Source organism: Streptomyces sp. NPDC052773 (genome assembly GCF_044547145.1).
Taxonomy (GTDB): Bacteria; Actinomycetota; Actinomycetes; order Streptomycetales; family Streptomycetaceae; genus Streptomyces.
In genome coordinates this window covers 168,877-185,544 of record NZ_JBITZX010000008.1, presented here as the reverse complement: position 1 = coordinate 185,544, position 16,668 = coordinate 168,877, and the positions used below count along the sequence as shown (strand labels likewise).

18 protein-coding genes and 1 pseudogene are annotated in these 16,668 nt (G+C 70.6%); 3 read left to right on the top strand and 16 right to left on the bottom strand.

Translation table 11 applies throughout. The features are described 5' to 3' along the window. Positions 1 to 227: 227 nt before the first annotated feature. From dapD to ACIG0D_RS19730, 12 genes and pseudogenes are all read right to left on the bottom strand, one after another. Positions 228 to 1,217 (bottom strand): 2,3,4,5-tetrahydropyridine-2,6-dicarboxylate N-succinyltransferase, encoded by a 990-nt coding sequence (gene dapD / locus ACIG0D_RS19785; protein WP_399802345.1) that lies wholly within the window; start codon positions 1,215 to 1,217, stop codon positions 228 to 230. A gap of 201 nt (positions 1,218 to 1,418) precedes the next feature. After that, positions 1,419 to 2,294, bottom strand: a complete 876-nt coding sequence (locus ACIG0D_RS19780; protein ID WP_399802342.1) for a CU044_5270 family protein — start codon at positions 2,292 to 2,294, stop codon at positions 1,419 to 1,421. A 2-nt stretch (positions 2,295 to 2,296) separates the two neighbouring features. Continuing rightward, on the bottom strand, positions 2,297 to 2,887 hold the full coding sequence (locus ACIG0D_RS19775) for an RNA polymerase sigma factor (RefSeq protein WP_399802339.1): 591 nt from the start codon (positions 2,885 to 2,887) through the stop codon (positions 2,297 to 2,299). Positions 2,888 to 2,974: 87 nt separating this feature from the next. Then, a pseudogene (locus ACIG0D_RS19770) lies at positions 2,975 to 3,090 on the bottom strand (QacE family quaternary ammonium compound efflux SMR transporter); the annotation flags it as partial. A 157-nt stretch (positions 3,091 to 3,247) separates the two neighbouring features. Beyond that, positions 3,248 to 3,580, bottom strand: coding sequence for a metal-sulfur cluster assembly factor (locus ACIG0D_RS19765; RefSeq protein WP_365762116.1), 333 nt, complete (start codon positions 3,578 to 3,580; stop codon positions 3,248 to 3,250). Next, positions 3,577 to 4,041, bottom strand: coding sequence for a Fe-S cluster assembly sulfur transfer protein SufU (sufU, locus tag ACIG0D_RS19760; RefSeq protein ID WP_399802336.1), 465 nt, complete (start codon positions 4,039 to 4,041; stop codon positions 3,577 to 3,579). Before sufU ends, ACIG0D_RS19765 begins: the two co-directional genes overlap by 4 nt. A 16-nt stretch (positions 4,042 to 4,057) precedes the next feature. Further along, on the bottom strand, positions 4,058 to 5,314 hold the full coding sequence (locus tag ACIG0D_RS19755; RefSeq protein ID WP_399802334.1) for a cysteine desulfurase: 1,257 nt from the start codon (positions 5,312 to 5,314) through the stop codon (positions 4,058 to 4,060). Further along, complete coding sequence (gene sufC, locus ACIG0D_RS19750; RefSeq protein WP_399802331.1) at positions 5,311 to 6,075, bottom strand: Fe-S cluster assembly ATPase SufC; 765 nt, start codon at positions 6,073 to 6,075, stop codon at positions 5,311 to 5,313. Before sufC ends, ACIG0D_RS19755 begins: the two co-directional genes overlap by 4 nt. A 7-nt stretch (positions 6,076 to 6,082) precedes the next feature. Next, entirely contained in the window at positions 6,083 to 6,400 is a 318-nt protein-coding gene (locus tag ACIG0D_RS19745; protein ID WP_004002164.1) for a non-heme iron oxygenase ferredoxin subunit, read from the bottom strand. Beyond that, complete coding sequence (sufD, locus tag ACIG0D_RS19740; RefSeq protein WP_399802329.1) at positions 6,397 to 7,581, bottom strand: Fe-S cluster assembly protein SufD; 1,185 nt, start codon at positions 7,579 to 7,581, stop codon at positions 6,397 to 6,399. Before sufD ends, ACIG0D_RS19745 begins: the two co-directional genes overlap by 4 nt. Before the next feature lie 60 nt (positions 7,582 to 7,641). Continuing rightward, a complete protein-coding gene (gene sufB, locus ACIG0D_RS19735) occupies positions 7,642 to 9,063 on the bottom strand; it encodes a Fe-S cluster assembly protein SufB (RefSeq protein ID WP_399802327.1) in 1,422 nt (473 codons plus the stop codon). Then, complete coding sequence (locus tag ACIG0D_RS19730) at positions 9,060 to 9,803, bottom strand: metalloregulator ArsR/SmtB family transcription factor (protein WP_365762106.1); 744 nt, start codon at positions 9,801 to 9,803, stop codon at positions 9,060 to 9,062. Before ACIG0D_RS19730 ends, sufB begins: the two co-directional genes overlap by 4 nt. A gap of 252 nt (positions 9,804 to 10,055) precedes the next feature. Here ACIG0D_RS19730 and ACIG0D_RS19725 point away from each other — a divergent pair, with 252 nt between their 5' ends. From ACIG0D_RS19725 to ACIG0D_RS19715, 3 genes are all read left to right on the top strand, one after another. Then, the gene (locus tag ACIG0D_RS19725; protein WP_399802324.1) at positions 10,056 to 10,979 is read left to right on the top strand and encodes an ABC transporter ATP-binding protein; all 924 of its coding nucleotides are present in this window, start codon (positions 10,056 to 10,058) and stop codon (positions 10,977 to 10,979) included. A gap of 145 nt (positions 10,980 to 11,124) precedes the next feature. Further along, the gene (locus ACIG0D_RS19720) at positions 11,125 to 11,841 is read left to right on the top strand and encodes an ABC transporter permease (RefSeq protein WP_399802739.1); all 717 of its coding nucleotides are present in this window, start codon (positions 11,125 to 11,127) and stop codon (positions 11,839 to 11,841) included. Positions 11,842 to 11,906: 65 nt separating this feature from the next. Continuing rightward, the gene (locus ACIG0D_RS19715) at positions 11,907 to 12,929 is read left to right on the top strand and encodes a heme A synthase (protein WP_399802323.1); all 1,023 of its coding nucleotides are present in this window, start codon (positions 11,907 to 11,909) and stop codon (positions 12,927 to 12,929) included. Here ACIG0D_RS19715 and ACIG0D_RS19710 read toward each other — a convergent pair. The 4 genes from ACIG0D_RS19710 to ACIG0D_RS19695 form a co-directional block, all read right to left on the bottom strand. Next, on the bottom strand, positions 12,884 to 13,618 hold the full coding sequence (locus tag ACIG0D_RS19710) for a nucleotidyltransferase domain-containing protein (protein WP_399802321.1): 735 nt from the start codon (positions 13,616 to 13,618) through the stop codon (positions 12,884 to 12,886). The two genes, ACIG0D_RS19715 and ACIG0D_RS19710, sit on opposite strands and share 46 nt — an antisense overlap. 18 nt (positions 13,619 to 13,636) lie before the next feature. Then, positions 13,637 to 14,743 carry an amidohydrolase family protein gene (locus ACIG0D_RS19705; protein ID WP_399802319.1) on the bottom strand — a complete coding sequence of 369 codons (1,107 nt, stop codon included), beginning with the start codon at positions 14,741 to 14,743 and terminating at the stop codon, positions 13,637 to 13,639. A gap of 147 nt (positions 14,744 to 14,890) precedes the next feature. After that, the gene (locus ACIG0D_RS19700; protein ID WP_399802317.1) at positions 14,891 to 15,223 is read right to left on the bottom strand and encodes a hypothetical protein; all 333 of its coding nucleotides are present in this window, start codon (positions 15,221 to 15,223) and stop codon (positions 14,891 to 14,893) included. Positions 15,224 to 15,304: 81 nt separating this feature from the next. After that, complete coding sequence (locus ACIG0D_RS19695) at positions 15,305 to 16,273, bottom strand: heme o synthase (RefSeq protein WP_399802314.1); 969 nt, start codon at positions 16,271 to 16,273, stop codon at positions 15,305 to 15,307. Between the last annotated feature and the right edge of the window lie 395 nt (positions 16,274 to 16,668).

Here is a 16,668-nt window from a genome sequence, read left to right as displayed (position 1 = left end):
CCGTTCGGCGGGCCGAGCCCGAGGCAGTTCGGGGAGCTGGTGACCGTTCCGCGGCGCGGGGTGCGGATACCGACGACAGAAGCCCACGGCGTCTGAACTGGTCAGAGCCGTGGGCTTCGTCGGTCCCGCTGGTCAGCGTGAGCGGTGACCGGTAACTCCGTCGACAGCTCGGCAGCAGGTGAGGACGTCGATCGACAAGGCGGCCGCAGCTCACGGCCGCCCCCGATTCAGTTGTGGCTGTGCAGGATCTCGTTCAGGCCGCCCCACTCCGCGTTGTTCGGCCGCGCCTCGACCGTGCCCGTGACCGAGTTGCGGCGGAAGAGGATGTTGGACGCGCCGGAGAGTTCGCGGGCCTTGACGATCTGGCCGTCGGGGAGGGTGACGCGGGTGCCGGCGGTGAGGTAGAGGCCGGCCTCGACGACGCAGTCGTCGCCGAGGGCGATGCCGATGCCGGCCTCGGCGCCGATGAGGGAGCGCTCGCCGATGGCGACGCGCTCCTTGCCGCCGCCGGAGAGGGTGCCCATGGTGGAGGCGCCGCCGCCGATGTCCGAGCCGTCGCCGACGACGACGCCCTGGGAGATACGGCCCTCGACCATGGAGGTGCCGAGGGTGCCGGCGTTGAAGTTGACGAAGCCCTCGTGCATGACGGTGGTGCCCGAGGCGAGGTGGGCGCCGAGGCGGACGCGGTCGGCGTCGGCGATGCGGACGCCTGCGGGAGCGACGTAGTCCGTCATGCGCGGGAACTTGTCCACGCCGAACACGCTGAGGTGCAGACCGCGCGCGCGGGCGGCCAGGCGGACCGTCTCCAGGGTGTCGACGGCGACCGGGCCGAGCGACGTCCAGGCGACGTTGGCCAGCAGGCCGAAGATGCCGTCGAGGTTCGGCTCGTTCGGCTTGACCAGGCGGTGCGAGAGCAGGTGCAGCCGCAGGTACGCGTCGTGGGTGTCGAGCGGCTTGTCGTCCAGGGAGGAGATGACCGTGCGGACCGCCACGATCTCCACGCCGCGTACGTCGTCCTTGCCGAGGGCCGCGACACCGTGCTCGCCGAGCAGCTCGGCGGTGCGGTCGGCGTCCAGGCGCTCGGTGCCGGCCGGGCCGGGCTCAGCGGTCAGCTCGGGCGCGGGGAACCAGGTGTCGAGAACGGTGCCGTCGGCGGCGATCGTGGCGAGGCCGGCGGCCACGGCGCCGGTGGTGCGGGGAGCAGTCGTGTCGGTCATGAGGGAAACCTAACGTGGCCCCGCCCGACCGTGCGAACCGGCCCGGCCTCCGTCTCACGTGCCGGGCGACCGGTCGGGGGCCCGTCGAGGGGCCCGTCGGGGAGCCCGTCGGGGAGCCCGTCGGGCGACCCTCCGCGGGTGCCTCACCACCGGTGCCTACCCGGTGCCTACCCGGTGCCTACCCGGTGGCTCACGGATGTCTCACGGGCGCTCGCCCTTGCCGTCCACCACCCCTGCGTCGAGGCGGGCGCCGCTGATGATCACCTCGCCGTCGTCCAGGTAGCGGTGCCCCCTGTAGAGCCACGTCGCCGGGTCGAGGAGGACTTCCTCCCGGGGACCGTCGCCCTCGAGGTACAGGGCGATCGCGTCGCGTCCGGCCGCGTCCTGGACGTCCGCCGCCCGGACGCCGGGGATGGTGGCGAGCGCGCGGTAGACCTTGGCCAGGCCCTCGGGGTCGTAGACGTACGACCTGCTGATGACCGCGGTCAACGCGCGGTACTCGTGTTCCGTGCGGGACTCGGAGAAGTGGGTGGCGGAGAAGAAGGCGCGGGCCTTCGCCCTGACCTGCGCCGAGTCGTCGGGCAGGCTCCGGAGGAAGGCGTACTGCTCGCGCGGCGAGTGGTCGTCGCCCGCCCTGCCGTCCTCCATGGCCGGGTCGGCGTACCGGGTCCAGCGTTCGTCGGTGTACGGCCCCGGGCGCTCGTCGTCCGTCACATTCGTCTCCACCGTCTTGGTGTAGACCCACTGGCCGTCGCGGGCCGTGACCGCGGGGCCGGCGGCGATGGTGTCCGCGGCCTCGTTCAGCAGTTCCTTCGCGCTGCCCAGCTCGATGGTGTAGCCGGGACGGGCGCCCGGGCCCGCGTCGCCGCCGCCGACCACCTGGGGGGCGACCAGGGCTGCCGCCGTGATCGCCGCCGCCGCGCCGAGCGAGGCGAGCCGCCAGTCGGAGCGCAGCCGCCGGGCACGTGAGCCCTTTCGCGCCTCACGGAGCAGACGGTCGCGACCGGCCACCAGGTCGGCGCGCCGCGCGGTGGGGGCCTCGGCGCGCAGTTCCCGCACCGCCGTCATCTCGTCCATCGTCAGACCACCTCCGGGGTGTCGAGCGTGAATGCGGGGTCGGCGCCGAGCGCGCTGCGTACCTTGCGGCGGGCCCGGTTGAGCCGGGAGCGGACGGTGCCGACGGGGATGCCCAGGGCCTCGGCGACCTCCGGGTACGTCAGGTCGGCCCAGGCGACGAGGAGCAGTACGTGCCGGTCTCCGGCGGACAGGCCGGCCAGGGCTCCGGCGAGCGGCGCGTGCGCGGACTGTGCGGTGACGCGGTCGTCGGCGCGCTCCGACCAGGACTCGGCGACCGGGTCGTGCCCCGTGCGCGCCAGCGCCCGCAGGGCCCGCACCTCGGTGCGGCGCTGCTTGCCGATCAGGTTGGCGGCGATGCCGTAGAGCCACGGGCGGGCGTGGGCGCGTTCGGTGTCGTAGCGCGATCGCGTGCGGAAGGCGATCAGGAACGTCTCGGCGGTGATGTCGTCCGCCGCGCCCGCGCCCAGCCTGCGCTGTACGTAGCGGTGGATGTCGGCCGCGTACCGGTCGTAGAGGTGCGCGAACAGTTCCGGCTCCGTCAGGGACCGGCCGACGATCTCGGCGTCCTGGAGCGACGGGGGTGGTCCGGTCACGGGGCCTCCGGGAGAGTGGTTCGGGGTGAGCATGTCACCCCGCTGTTCCCCGGAGCCCGCCCAGGGGTTCACGCGGGCGTGGCGTGGTCAGTGCGCCCCGCCCATGTTCAGCACCACCACCCCGACGATGATCAGCCCGATCCCGGCCGCCTTGGCGACCGTCATCCCCTCCCCAGGAAGACCACCCCGATGGTGGCGATCCAGGGGCGAGCCGGGCCCAGCCATGGGCGAGCCGAGCCCAGCCATGGGCGAGCCGGGCCCAGCCATGGGCGGGCACGGCAAAGCCATGGGCGGGCACAGCGCAGTGGCCCCCGGCAACACGCCGGGGGCCACTGCGACGGCCGTACGAAGGGAGGAGCCTCAGACGTTGAACCCGAGCGCCCGCAGCTGCTCGCGCCCATCGTCCGTGATCTTGTCCGGGCCCCACGGCGGCATCCAGACCCAGTTGATGCGCAGCTCGTTGACGAGGCCGTCCGTGGCGGACTTGGCCTGGTCCTCGATGACGTCGGTCAGCGGGCAGGCCGCCGAGGTCAGGGTCATGTCGACGGTGGCCACGTTCGAGTCGTCGATGTGGATGCCGTAGATCAGGCCGAGGTTGACGACGTCGATGCCCAGCTCGGGGTCGACGACGTCCATCAGGGCCTCGCGGAGTTCCTCCTCCGAGGCCGGCTTCATCTCCGCGGTCTCGCTCATGCCGTGTTCCTTTCGGCGTCGGCGCCCAGCGCCTGGGCCGTCGCGTCCTTCCACGCCATCCAGCTCAGGAGGGCGCACTTGACCCGGGCGGGGTACTTGGAGACGCCGGCGAACGCGACCGCGTCCTCCAGCACCTCCTCCATCGCGTCGTCCGGTTCGATCTTCCCCTTGGACTGCATCAGCTCCAGGAAAGTCTCCTGGATCTTCCGCGCCTCGGCGAGATCCTTGCCGACCAGCAGTTCGTTCAGCACGGAGGCCGAAGCCTGGCTGATCGAGCAGCCCTGGCCCTCGTACGAGACGTCGCTGACGGTCGTGCCGTCGTACTTCACGCGCAGCGTGATCTCGTCGCCGCACGTGGGGTTCACGTGGTGCACCTCGGCGTCGCCATCCCGCAAGCCCCGCCCGTGCGGGTTCTTGTAGTGGTCCAGGATGACGTCCTGGTACATGGAGTCCAGCTTCACCGTTTCAGCACGCCCCTCAGCCGAAGAAGTTCCGTACGTGCTCCAGGCCGTCCACCAGAGCGTCGATCTCGGCCGGCGTGGAGTACAGATAGAACGACGCTCGCGTGGTCGCAGGAATTCCGTACCGGAGGCAGACCGGGCGGGCGCAGTGGTGCCCGACACGGACGGCGATGCCCTGCTCGTCGAGGACCTGGCCCACGTCGTGCGGGTGGATGTCGCCGAGCGTGAAGGAGATGGCCGCGCCGCGGTCCTCGGCCGTGGTCGGACCGATGATCCGCAGGCCGGGGACCTCCGCCAGGCGCTGGACGGCGTACTCCGTCAGCGCGTGCTCGTGGGCGAGGATCCTGTCCATGCCGATCGAGTTCAGGTAGTCGATCGCCGCGCCCAGGCCGACCGCCTGGGCGATCGGCGGGGTGCCCGCCTCGAACTTGTGCGGGGCGGGCGCGTAGGTCGACGAGTGCATCGACACCGTCTCGATCATCTCGCCGCCGCCGAGGAACGGAGGCAGGTCCTCCAGGAGTTCCTGGCGGCCCCACAGGACGCCGATGCCGGTCGGGCCGCACATCTTGTGGCCGGTGAAGGCCACGAAGTCGGCCTGGAGGGCCTGCACGTCCAGCGGCATGTGCGGGGCGGCCTGGGAGGCGTCGACGCAGACCAGCGCGCCGACTTCCTGGGCGCGGCGCACGATCGCCTCGACCGGGTTGAGCGTGCCGAGGATGTTCGACACCAGCACGAAGGAGACGATCTTCGTCTTCTCCGTGATGATCTCGTCGATGTTGGAGAGGTCGAGGCGGCCGTCGTCGGTGAGGCCGAACCACTTCAGCTTCGCGCCCGTGCGCTGCGCGAGCAGCTGCCACGGCACGATGTTGGAGTGGTGCTCCATCTCCGTGATGACGATCTCGGTGTCCGCGTCCACCCGGTAGGGCTCGTCGGCCCAGCCGAGCATGTTCGCCACGAGGTTCAGCGACTCCGAGGCGTTCTTGGTGAAGATCACCTCGTCGCGGCTGGGCGCGTTGATGAACTCCGCGACCTTGTCCCGCGCGCCCTCGTACAGCGCCGTGGCCTCCTCGGCGAGCACATGCACACCGCGGTGGACGTTGGCGTTGTAGCGCTCGTAGTACTCGCTCAGGGCGTCCAGCACCTGGCGCGGCTTCTGCGAGGTCGCCGCGTTGTCCAGGTACACGAGCTTCCGGTCGTCGTGGATCACGCGGTCCAGGATGGGGAAGTCCTTGCGGATCGCCTCGGTGTCGAGGAGGCCCGGCAGCTGTGTCACGCGGATACGCCACCCTTCGTGTATGCCTCGTAACCCTCGTTCTCCAGCTTGTCGGCGAGCTCGGCGCCGCCGGACTCGACGATGCGACCGCCGGAGAAGACGTGGACGAAGTCCGGCTTGATGTAGCGGAGGATGCGCGTGTAGTGCGTGATCAGCAGGGTGCCGACCTCGCCGGTCTCGCGGACGCGGTTGACGCCCTCGGAGACGATGCGCAGCGCGTCGACGTCCAGACCGGAGTCGGTCTCGTCGAGGATCGCGACCTTCGGCTTCAGCAGCTCCAGCTGGAGGATCTCGTGGCGCTTCTTCTCACCGCCGGAGAAGCCCTCGTTGACGTTGCGCTCGGCGAAGGACGGGTCCATGTTGAGGCGCTCCATGGCCTCCTTGACCTCCTTCACCCAGGTGCGCAGCTTGGGGGCCTCGCCGCGGATGGCGGTGGCGGAGGTGCGCAGGAAGTTGGAGACCGAGACGCCGGGGACCTCGACCGGGTACTGCATCGCCAGGAACAGGCCCGCGCGGGCGCGCTCGTCGACGGACATCTCCAGGACGTCCTCGCCGTCGAGCAGCACGGTGCCGCCGGTGATCGTGTACTTCGGGTGACCCGCGAGCGAGTAGGCGAGGGTCGACTTGCCCGAGCCGTTGGGGCCCATGATGGCGTGCGTCTCGCCCTGCTTCACGGTGAGGTCGACGCCCTTGAGGATCTCCTTCGTGGCGTTGTCGGCCTCGACGGTGACGTGCAGGTCTCGGATTTCAAGCGTTGCCATGGGTGCCTCAGGACTCCTGGGTGAGGGAGACGAGCACGTCGTCCCCTTCGATCTTTACGGGGTATACGGGGACGGGGCGCGTCGCGGGAAGGCCGGACGGCTTGCCGGTGCGGAGGTCGAACGCGGAGCCGTGCAGCCAGCACTCGATCTGGCAGTCCTCCACCTCGCCCTCGGAGAGCGAGACGTTCGCGTGGGAGCAGATGTCGTGGATCGCGAACACCTCCCCCTCGGTACGGACGACCGAGACCGGCGTGCCGTCGAGTTCCACCCGCTTCGGGGTGTCCTCCTCCAGCTCGCTCAGCCCACAGGCGCGTACGAACGTCATGCGACCGACGCCTCCAGCTCCTCTTCGATCTTCGCGATCAGACGCTCCTCGATGTCCGCCACGCCGATCTGCTGGACCAGCTCGGCGAAGAAGCCGCGGACGACGAGGCGGCGCGCCTCGTGCTCCGGGATACCGCGGGCCATCAGGTAGAAGAGCTGCTCGTCGTCGAAGCGGCCGGTGGCGCTCGCGTGGCCGGCGCCGACGATCTCGCCGGTCTCGATCTCCAGGTTCGGCACCGAGTCGACCCGCGCGCCGTCCGTGAGGACGAGGTTGCGGTTCATCTCGTAGGTGTCGGTGCCCTCGGCCGCGGCCTCGATCAGCACGTCGCCGATCCACACGGCGTGCGCGTCCTCGCCCTGGAGCGCGCCCTTGTAGACGACGTTCGACTTGCAGTGCGGCACGTTGTGGGTGACCAGCAGGCGGTGCTCCTGGTGCTGGCCGGCGTCGGTGAAGTACAGGCCGAACAGCTCGGCCTCGCCGCCGGGGCCCGCGTACGTCACGCGCGGGTGGAGGCGGACGACGTCGCCGCCGAAGGTGACGACGACCGACTTGAAGGAGGCGTCGCGGCCGATCAGCGTGTTGTGCTGGCCGACGTGGACGGCCTTGTCGTCCCAGTCCTGGACGGAGACGACGGTCAGCTTAGCGCCGTCACCGAGGACGTAGTCGACGTTGGCGGCGAGCACCGCGTCACCGGTGTGGTCGATGACGACGACGGCCTCGGCGAAGGCGCCCAGCTCGATCACCTGGTGGCCGAAGGCGACCCCGCCCTGGCCGTGCACGGCGATCCGGATCGGCTCGGTGAGGACGGTCTCCTTGGGGACGGTCACGACCGAGGCCTTCTCGAAGGCGGAGTACGCCTGGGCGGCGACGCGGTCGACCGGGGTGCCCGCCTTGCCGAGCCGCGCGTCGTCGCGGCCGACGGTCTCGACGACGACGCCCTCGGGGGCGTCGACGGTGACCTTGACGCCCTCGTCGGTGGCGACGGCCGTGCCGTCGTGCAGTCCGCGCAGGCGCTCCAGCGGGGTGAACCGCCACTCCTCCTCGCGGCCGTGCGGGACCGGGAAGTCCGCCACGTCGAAGGACGGGGGCGCGCTCATGCGCGAGACGACGGTGGACTCGGCGGCCACCGCGATCGAGCCGGCGGTGGTGGAGCCCACCGGAATGTTCTGAGCCTCAGCCATGGCTGTCGTTGTGCTCTCTTTCCTACGTCTAGAAATCGGGAGGCTGCTCGGCGGGCGGTCTCAGCCGACCGCGCCTTCCATCTGCAGCTCGATCAGCCGGTTGAGCTCGAGGGCGTACTCCATGGGCAGCTCCTTGGCGATCGGCTCGACGAAGCCGCGCACGATCATCGCCATCGCCTCGTCCTCGGAGAGACCACGGCTCATCAGGTAGAAGAGCTGGTCCTCGGAGACCTTGGAGACGGTCGCCTCGTGACCCATGGACACGTCGTCCTCGCGGACGTCGACGTACGGGTAGGTGTCCGAGCGGGAGATCGTGTCGACCAGCAGCGCGTCGCAGAGCACGTTGGACTTGGAGCCCGGGGCGCCCTCGCCGATCTCGATCAGACCGCGGTAGGAGGTACGGCCACCGCCGCGCGCCACCGACTTGGAGACGATGTTGGAGGACGTGTTCGGGGCCATGTGGACCATCTTGGCGCCCGCGTCCTGGTGCTGGCCCTCGCCGGCGAAGGCGATGGACAGGGTCTCACCCTTGGCGTGCTCGCCCATCAGGTAGACGGCCGGGTACTTCATCGTCACCTTGGAGCCGATGTTGCCGTCGATCCACTCCATGGTCGCGCCCTCGTACGCCACGGCGCGCTTGGTGACCAGGTTGTAGACGTTGTTCGACCAGTTCTGGATGGTCGTGTAACGGCAGCGGGCGTTCTTCTTGACGATGATCTCGACGACCGCGGAGTGCAGCGAGTCCGACTTGTAGATCGGGGCGGTGCAGCCCTCGACGTAGTGCACGTAGGCACCCTCGTCGACGATGATCAGGGTCCGCTCGAACTGGCCCATGTTCTCGGTGTTGATCCGGAAGTAGGCCTGGAGCGGGATCTCGACGTGCACGCCCTTGGGGACGTAGATGAAGGAGCCGCCGGACCACACGGCGGTGTTCAGCGCGGCGAACTTGTTGTCACCGGCCGGGATGACCGTGCCGAAGTACTCCTTGAACAGCTCCGGGTGCTCCTTGAGCGCCGTGTCGGTGTCCAGGAAGATGACGCCCTGCTCCTCCAGGTCCTCGCGGATCTGGTGGTAGACGACCTCCGACTCGTACTGGGCGGCGACACCGGCGACGAGGCGCTGCTTCTCGGCCTCCGGGATGCCCAGCTTGTCGTAGGTGTTCTTGATGTCCTCGGGCAGTTCCTCCCAGGAAGCGGCCTGCTTCTCGGTGGAGCGCACGAAGTACTTGATGTTGTCGAAGTCGATGCCCGACAGGTCCGAGCCCCAGTTCGGCATGGGCTTCTTCTCGAAGAGCTTCAGGCCCTTCAGGCGCAGCTTGGTCATCCACTCCGGCTCGGACTTCTTGCCCGAGATGTCGCGGACGACGTCCTCGTTCAGACCGCGCCGTGCAGCGGCACCGGCCTCGTCGGAGTCGGCCCAGCCGTATTCGTACTTGCCCAGGCCCTCGAGCTCAGGGTGGGCAGTCTCCGTGGGGAGAGTCATGCGGGGTTCCTCCCGGCCGTGCTTGCAGATGCGTTCTGAGTGGTTTTGGAAGTCTTCGGGATAAACGTGGTGCAGACGCCGTCGCCGTGAGCGATCGTGGCCAGCCGCTGTACGTGTGTACCGAGCAGCTCGGCGAAAAATTCCGTCTCCGCTTCGCACAGCTGCGGGAACTGCTCGGCGACGTGGGCGACCGGGCAGTGGTGCTGGCACAGCTGCTCGCCGGTGGGCGCGCTGCGCGCGGTAGCAGCGTACCCGTCCGCGCTCAAGGCCTTGGCCAGGGCTTCGGTCCGCTCCTCGGGGTCCGCCTGCTCGACCGCCGCGCGGTAGGCGGCGGACTGGGCGGCGATCCGGGCGCGGGCGAACGCGGCGACCGCCTCGCCGCCGCCCTCGCGCTCGGCGATCCAGCGCAGGGCGTCCATGGCCAGCTTGTCGTACGACTGGTCGAAGGCGTCCCGGCCGCAGTCGGTGAGCGCGAACACCTTGGCGGGGCGGCCCCGGGTGCGGGCGCCGTACACCCGCCGCTCGCGGGCCTCGACGACGCCGTCGGCGACCAGCGCGTCCAGGTGCCGGCGGACGGCGGCCTGGGTGAGGCCCAGCCGGCCGGCGAGTTCGGCGACGGTCGACTGACCGTGGTCCAGGATCGACCGCGCGACCCGGTTGCGCGTCGAGCGCTCCCCGGTCGCGAGTTCCTCCTGCGGGGTTCCCGTGGGGGTCTCCCGAGCCGCGCCGACGTTTTTCACAACGCCATTGTTGCGTAATTCCTCGGAGCGTGACAAGCGGCGTCCGGACCGCCGGACGGTGCCCTACGTCACTTAGGTAAACCTAAGGTGACCTGCGGAAACGATCTTTGATCGATCAGATCGCCGCCCGCCCGCACCCCCTCCGACCGGCCCTGTTGCCATCCGTGACAGCCTCCGCGCCCCGACCCCGTGCGGAGGACTTCCCGCACCCCCCGCTCGGGGCCCCCGCTCCCGTACCTAGACTCTTGAGCCATGCGAAACGAGCCCGTGCTCCAGGTCCAGGCCTTGGTGAAGCGGTACGGCGACAAGACCGCGGTGGACGGCCTCGACCTGGTGGCCCGGGCGGGCGTCACCGCCGTCCTCGGCCCCAACGGGGCGGGCAAGACGACCACGGTCGAGACCTGCGAGGGGTACCGGAAGCCGGACTCCGGCACGGTGCGCGTCCTGGGCCTCGACCCGGTCCGCCAGTCCCGCGAGCTGCGCCCGCGCATCGGCGTGATGCTCCAGTCCGGCGGCGTCTACTCCGGCGCCCGGGCCGACGAGATGCTGCGCCATGTCGCCCGGCTGCACGCCCACCCGCTCGACGTGGACGCGCTGATCGAACGGCTCGGGCTCGGCTCCTGCGGCCGTACGACGTACCGGCGGCTGTCCGGCGGGCAGCAGCAGCGGCTCGCGCTGGCCATGGCCGTCGTGGGCCGCCCCGAGCTGGTGTTCCTCGACGAGCCGACCGCCGGACTCGACCCGCAGGCCCGCCGCGCCACCTGGGACCTAGTCCGCGACCTGCGCGCCGACGGCGTCTCCGTCATCCTCACCACGCACTACATGGACGAGGCCGAACAGCTCGCCGACGACGTCGCGATCATCGACGCGGGCAAGGTCATCGCCCAGGGCTCGCCCGAGGAGCTGTGCCGCGGCGGCGCCGAGAACACGCTGCGCTTCACCGGCCGGCCCGGACTCGACGTCGCCTCGCTGCTCAAGGCGCTCCCCGCGGACTGCGCGGCCGCCGAGCTGACACCGGGCTCCTACCGGGTCGTCGGCAAGGTCGACCCGCAGCTGCTGGCCACGGTCACCTCCTGGTGCGCCCAGCACGGGGTGATGCCGGACAAGATCTCTGTCGAGCGGCACACCCTCGAAGACGTTTTTCTTGAGCTGACGGGCAAGGAGCTGCGCTCATGAACGGACCCCGCGAGAAGACCGGCCGGGGGTCCGGAGGTTGTCCCCCGGAAAGGCACAGCCTGGAGCTGACGGGCAAGGAGCTGCGCTCGTGACCACGTCCACCGGGACCTACACCCCCAAGCCGGGCGCCGCACCGCTCCCCCGCATGATCGCCGCGCAGGCCGCGCTGGAGACGAAGATGCTCCTGCGCAACGGCGAGCAGCTGCTGCTGACGGTGATCATCCCGACGCTGCTGCTGGTGCTGTTCGGCACCGTCGACATCGTCGACACCGGGGAGGGCGAGGCCGTCGACTTCCTCACCCCCGGCATCCTGGCGCTCGCCGTGATGTCGACCGCGTTCACCGGCCAGGCCATCGCCACCGGCTTCGAGCGCCGCTACGGCGTGCTGAAGCGGCTCGCCTCCTCCCCGCTGCCGCGCTGGGGCCTGATGACCGCCAAGACGGTTTCCGTGCTGGTCACCGAGGTCCTTCAGGTGATCCTCGTGACCGTCATCGCCTTCGCGCTGGGCTGGTCCCCGCACGGCAACCCGTTCGCCGTCCTGCTGCTGCTCGTCCTCGGCACGGCCGCCTTCTCGGGGCTGGGCCTGCTGATGGCGGGCACGCTCAAGGCCGAGGCGACGCTGGCCGCCGCCAACCTGGTGTTCCTGCTGCTGCTCGTCGGCGGCGGGGTGATCGTGCCCCTCGACAAGTTCCCGCCGGCCGTACAGGACGTCCTCGCGGTGCTGCCCATCTCCGCCCTGTCGGACGGGCTGCGGGACGTCCTCCAGCACGGCGCCGGCATGCCCTGGGGGAACCTGGGGATCCTCGCGGTGTGGGCGGTCGCGGGCCTGGCGGCGGCGGGGAAGCTCTTCCGCTGGGAGTAGCCGGAAGTGGGCGGCGCGGTCTGTTTCGCACCCCTCGTGAACGTGTGCACAAGCGGCCCCCTACGATGGTGCGCGTGCCAAAGCTGACCCGCGCCGACGCCCGAGCGGCGTTGCGCAACCCGCTCGCCTTCATCGCCGCGCGCTGGACCCCGGATCCCCGGACGGTTCAGCGGGCCGCCCTCGCCGCGCTCGTCATGTCGGTGGTCATCGTGGTCACCGGCGGCGCGGTCCGGCTCACCGGTTCCGGGCTGGGCTGCCCGACCTGGCCGAAGTGCACGGACGACTCCCTGACCGCCACCAGCGAGATGGGCGTGCACGGCGTCATCGAGTTCGGCAACCGCATGCTGACCTACGTCCTGTGCGCCGCCGTCGGCTGGGCGATCATCGCCGCGCGCTCGGAGAAGCCGTACCGGCGCAGCCTGACCCGGCTCGGCTGGGCGCAGTTCTGGATCGTGATGAGCAACGCGGTCCTCGGCGGCATCGTGGTGCTGGTCGGTCTGAACCCGTACACGGTCGCGGCCCACTTCCTGCTGTCCAGCGCCCTCATCGCGGTGGCCACGGTCATGTGGCAGCGCACCCGCGAGGGTGACGGGGAGCCGCGCCCGCTGGCCGGGAAGTCCGTACAGCAGCTGGTGTGGGCGCTGGTCGCCGTCACCGTCCTGCTGATCGCGGTCGGCACGGTCGTCACCGGTGCGGGCCCGCACGCGGGCGACTCCAGCGAGGTCGAGCGCATGCCGCTGAACTGGGAGGACGTCAGCAGGCTGCACGCCGTCCTGGCCTGGATCACGGTGACGCTGACCTTCGCCCTGTGGTTCGTGCTCAAGGCGGTCGACGCCCCGAAGGGCCCGCTGGACCGCACCCGCGACCTGTTCGTCGTCCTGCTCGCGCAGGGCGTGATCGGCTATGTGCAGTACTTCACCGAGCTGCCCGAGGTCCTGGTCGGCGCCCACATGTTCGGCTCCTGCCTGGTGTGGATCGCCACCCTGCGCGTCCTGCTGGCGCTGCGCGAACGCACCGAGACCACCGTGCCCGACCTGCCGGTTCAGTCGTACGAGGCGACGAGCGCGTCGATCGCCGGGCCGAGGTAGTCCCGGGTCAGCCCCGCCCGGCGTGCCGTCCACTCCTCGGTGAGCGGCAAGGGGACGTCGTACCGGCGCCTGCGGATGTCCTCGACGACCTCGCCGGGCGCCCCGAGGCCGGGCAGCAGGTCCAGCGCCTCCCGTTTGGAGATCAGCCGCCCTTCGCGCAGGGTGGCGCTCGCCCGGGCGAAGGTGAGCAGGCCGAGATCGACCCAGACGTCGCGAGTCCACAGGGACGCGTTGTCGAGGGCCGGGCGCCAGTAGTCCCGCTGGTCGCGTACGACGAACTCCGCGAGCTGCCCCTTCGGCACCGGCGGCAGCAGACCGGCGGGCGGCCTGCCGTGCAGCACCCGCCCGAAGGCGTGCAGCTCGGTCCGGGTCACCGGGGTCACCGGCCGCCGGAACAGCTCCTCGTGCGCCCAGGTCAGGTGGCGCCGGGCGGGGTCGTCCGCGGTGCCCGGGGTCAGATAGGTGCAGTGCAGCAGCGGGGCGAGCGGCTCGGCGCGCAGCCGGGCATGCAGCAGCGCCAGCCGCCAGGCGGTGCGCGGACCGACGTCGTCCAGTACGGCGATCAGATCCAGGTCGCTGCGGCCTTCCTGGTAGTCGCCGCCGGCGAGGGAGCCGTGGGCCCAGACGGCGAGGGGCTTCAGCCGGACCAGTTCGGCGAGGAAGCGGTCGAGTAAGGCGTCGGTCTGCATCCGCCCAGTGTGGACAGCTCAGTCCAGTCCGTACACCCGGCGCGCGTTCCCCGCCGCGATCATGCCCGCGACCCGCTGGGCGTCCGTGAGGGACCACGCGCCCTCGGCCACCCAGCCGCCCAGCACCCGGGCCAGCGCCTCGCGGAACAGCCGGGCGCCGACGACGTGCAGCTCGGGCAGGCCCTTGCCGCCGCTGGAGAAGAGGATCTTGCCGAAGGGGGCGAGTTCGAGGATCTCCGCGAGGACGGTGGCCGCGCGGGCGCCGGTGCGGACCAGGGCGGCGCCGGAGTCGGCGTAGACGTGCGGGAAGACCCCGGCGAGATGGGCGGCGTGCCGGTGGTACGGGTAGCCGTGCAGCAGGACGAGGTCGGTGCCCAGGCCCGCGGTCGCCCGGACGAAGTCGGTGAGCAGCACCGGGTCCGTGCGGTCGATCCGCAGTCCGGGTTCGCCGAGCCCGGCGTGCAGCTGGAGCGGGCGGCCGGTGGCGACCGCGCTCCACAGCAGATGCCGCAGCAGCACCGGGTCGCTCAGCTCCCCGCCGACCGGCCGGGCGGCCAGCCAGCGTCCCGCCGCGCCGCGCACCTCCCCCGGGCCGGGTGGCTCGGGCGCGAGCGCGAGGCCGTGCCGTACGCCGGCCACGGAGGTGAAGGCGACGGCGCTCGCGGCGGCGGCGTGCACCGACTCGGCGAGGTTGGCGAGAAACGACTCGACGGTGCCGGAGGTGTCCGCGACCTGCTCGGCCAGCAGCTCCAGCCGGACGATCTCGCGGGCCTCGGCGGCGGAGGCGGAGGCCAGTTCGTCGGGGCCGGTGAGGTCGCCGGGCAGCCCGGTGTCGACGAGGTAGGTGGTGATGCCGCTGCCGCGCAGGAGCCGCCGGCCGGCCTCCAAGACGCCCAGTTCCCGGCGGCGGGCGAGATAGCGGGCGGGCGGGCAGTGGGGTTCCAGGCCGAGCAGCGGCGGGCACCAGCGCCGTACCGCGAATCCGGTCTGGGTGTCGAAGAGGGTCGTGCCCGGGGCGGGCGGCCCTTCGGTGCGGGCCAGCTGGGCCTCGAAGGTGCCGAGGCCCAGCTCCGTTCTCAGTACGCCGTGGCAGTACTGGTCCACGAGGGACGGCGTTTCGATCATCCGGGACTCCCGTGACTGGACCGCGTACTCCTACGAGTCCTAACGGGTGAACCGGGTGTCAGGTACTGCGCCCGCACACCCCGTGCGAACGACACACGACCGAGGACCGCGCGCAGCCCGTCCCCCGAGCCGCCCGCGGGCCGTCCGTCAGCCGTTCGAGGGGCCGCCGACCTGGATGCCCGCCATCCGGGACCATTCGTACGGGCCGGTCTTCACCTTGGCGGCGAACTCGCCGTCGAAGGCCTCGTGGACGGTGATCCCGGCCTTCGTCACGGCCTTCTCGGCGATGTCGTACGAGGGGGCGACCAGGTCGCCCCAGCCGCCGTCCTCACCGACGAGGACGATGCGGGCGCCGCGCTGGCCGAGGTAGGCCACCTGGCCCTCGGCGCCGCCGTGTTCCTTGGAGAAGGCGGTGATGCGCCGGGCCAGCTTCGCCACCGTGCGCTCGGCCTTCGCGTCAACCTGCTGCGTGTCTGCCATGGCCAGGATGCTACTCAGCGGTAGATCGACTGGCGAGAGCAGGTCGCTGTGACGTACGTCAGCGCGAGAAGGTGACGTACCTCAGCGCAGGAAGGGGTCCACCGCCACCGCGACGAAGAGCAGCGAGACATAGGTGATGGACCAGTGGAACAGCCGCATCTCCTTCAGCTTCGCGCCCGTGACCTCGGCCTTCGCCCGGTTCTGCAGCGCGTGCGCCTCCCACAGCCACCAGCCGCCCGCGGCCAGCGCGACCGCCGTGTAGAACCAGCCGGTGTAGCCGAGCGGGGTGAGCAGGAGCGAGACGGCGACCATGACCCAGCTGTAGATCACGATCTGCTTGGCGACGACCTTGTTCGAGGCGATGACCGGCAGCATCGGCACGCCGACGCGCGCGTAGTCCTCCCTGACCTTCATGGACAGCGGCCAGTAGTGCGGCGGCGTCCAGAAGAAGATGACCATGAAGAGGATGACGGGCGCCCAGGACAGGGAGTCCTTCACGGCCGTCCAGCCGATCAGCACCGGCATGCAGCCGGCGATGCCGCCCCAGACGATGTTCTGCGCGGTGCGGCGCTTGAGGATCATCGTGTAGACGACGACGTAGAAGAGGAGCGCGCCGAGGGAGAGCCAGGCCGACAGCCAGTTGACGGTGAGGCCGAACAACAGGGTGGAGACGACCGCGAGGGTGATGCCGAAGGCCAGGCACTCGCGCGGGCTGACCATGCCGGTGACCAGCGGACGCTGCGAGGTGCGGTCCATCAGCGCGTCGATGTCGCGGTCGATGTACATGTTCAGCGCGTTGGCGCCGCCGGCCGAGAGGTACCCGCCGACACAGGTCAGCAGCACCAGACCCATGTCCGGTACGCCCTGCTCGGCGAGGAACATCACCGGCACCGTGGTGATGAGCAGCAGCTCGATGATCCGCGGCTTGGTCAGCGCCACGAACGCCTTCACACGGGCCCCGAACGGCCGGTGGGTCGGGCTCTGGCTCGTCCCGATAACCCCCGCAGGACGGGATTCAACGGCCGTCACGCACACCCCTGACAGAGACATCCCAGCAAGCCTCCCCGTGTGAAGTCGCGGTAAAGGCTCGCGCGTACCACGCCACTGTAGACGTTGCCCATACCCCGCTCTTCGCGGGGGTGGGGTCGTGTTGGGCGGCGTGCTCCGAGACGGGGACGGGCGTCCCGTCGCGGGGTGGTCCGGCCCGCGGACCGGGCGGCCGGGAGGAGGCGTCGGGGGAACGCTCGGAGGAACGCTCGGACGAGCGCTCGTAGACATGCTCGGATGAGCGCCGGGTTACTCCGAAATGAGCAGCGATTGAGCCGTCAGATGAGCACCCTCGTATTCACTTGGCGAAGCCGGTCCGGCCTAGTCAGGAGGCGGATCCCCGCGAGTCCCGGCAGTCTGTAATGACTCGAAAAAATGGACGTTCCTGCGGGGGTAGG

Bases quoted from the DNA above. Each gene is read 5' to 3' on its own strand.
- dapD (WP_399802345.1), bottom strand. From the start codon at position 1,217: ATGACCGACACGACTGCTCCCCGCACCACCGGCGCCGTGGCCGCCGGC.
- ACIG0D_RS19780 (WP_399802342.1), bottom strand. From the start codon at position 2,294: ATGGACGAGATGACGGCGGTGCGGGAACTGCGCGCCGAGGCCCCCACC.
- ACIG0D_RS19765 (WP_365762116.1), bottom strand. From the start codon at position 3,580: ATGAGCGAGACCGCGGAGATGAAGCCGGCCTCGGAGGAGGAACTCCGC.
- sufC (WP_399802331.1), bottom strand. From the start codon at position 6,075: ATGGCAACGCTTGAAATCCGAGACCTGCACGTCACCGTCGAGGCCGAC.
- ACIG0D_RS19745 (WP_004002164.1), bottom strand. From the start codon at position 6,400: ATGACGTTCGTACGCGCCTGTGGGCTGAGCGAGCTGGAGGAGGACACC.
- sufD (WP_399802329.1), bottom strand. From the start codon at position 7,581: ATGGCTGAGGCTCAGAACATTCCGGTGGGCTCCACCACCGCCGGCTCG.
- sufB (WP_399802327.1), bottom strand. From the start codon at position 9,063: ATGACTCTCCCCACGGAGACTGCCCACCCTGAGCTCGAGGGCCTGGGC.
- ACIG0D_RS19725 (WP_399802324.1), top strand. From the start codon at position 10,056: ATGCGAAACGAGCCCGTGCTCCAGGTCCAGGCCTTGGTGAAGCGGTAC.
- ACIG0D_RS19720 (WP_399802739.1), top strand. From the start codon at position 11,125: ATGATCGCCGCGCAGGCCGCGCTGGAGACGAAGATGCTCCTGCGCAAC.
- ACIG0D_RS19715 (WP_399802323.1), top strand. From the start codon at position 11,907: ATGGTGCGCGTGCCAAAGCTGACCCGCGCCGACGCCCGAGCGGCGTTG.
- ACIG0D_RS19710 (WP_399802321.1), bottom strand. From the start codon at position 13,618: ATGCAGACCGACGCCTTACTCGACCGCTTCCTCGCCGAACTGGTCCGG.
- ACIG0D_RS19705 (WP_399802319.1), bottom strand. From the start codon at position 14,743: ATGATCGAAACGCCGTCCCTCGTGGACCAGTACTGCCACGGCGTACTG.
- ACIG0D_RS19700 (WP_399802317.1), bottom strand. From the start codon at position 15,223: ATGGCAGACACGCAGCAGGTTGACGCGAAGGCCGAGCGCACGGTGGCG.
- ACIG0D_RS19695 (WP_399802314.1), bottom strand. From the start codon at position 16,273: ATGTCTCTGTCAGGGGTGTGCGTGACGGCCGTTGAATCCCGTCCTGCG.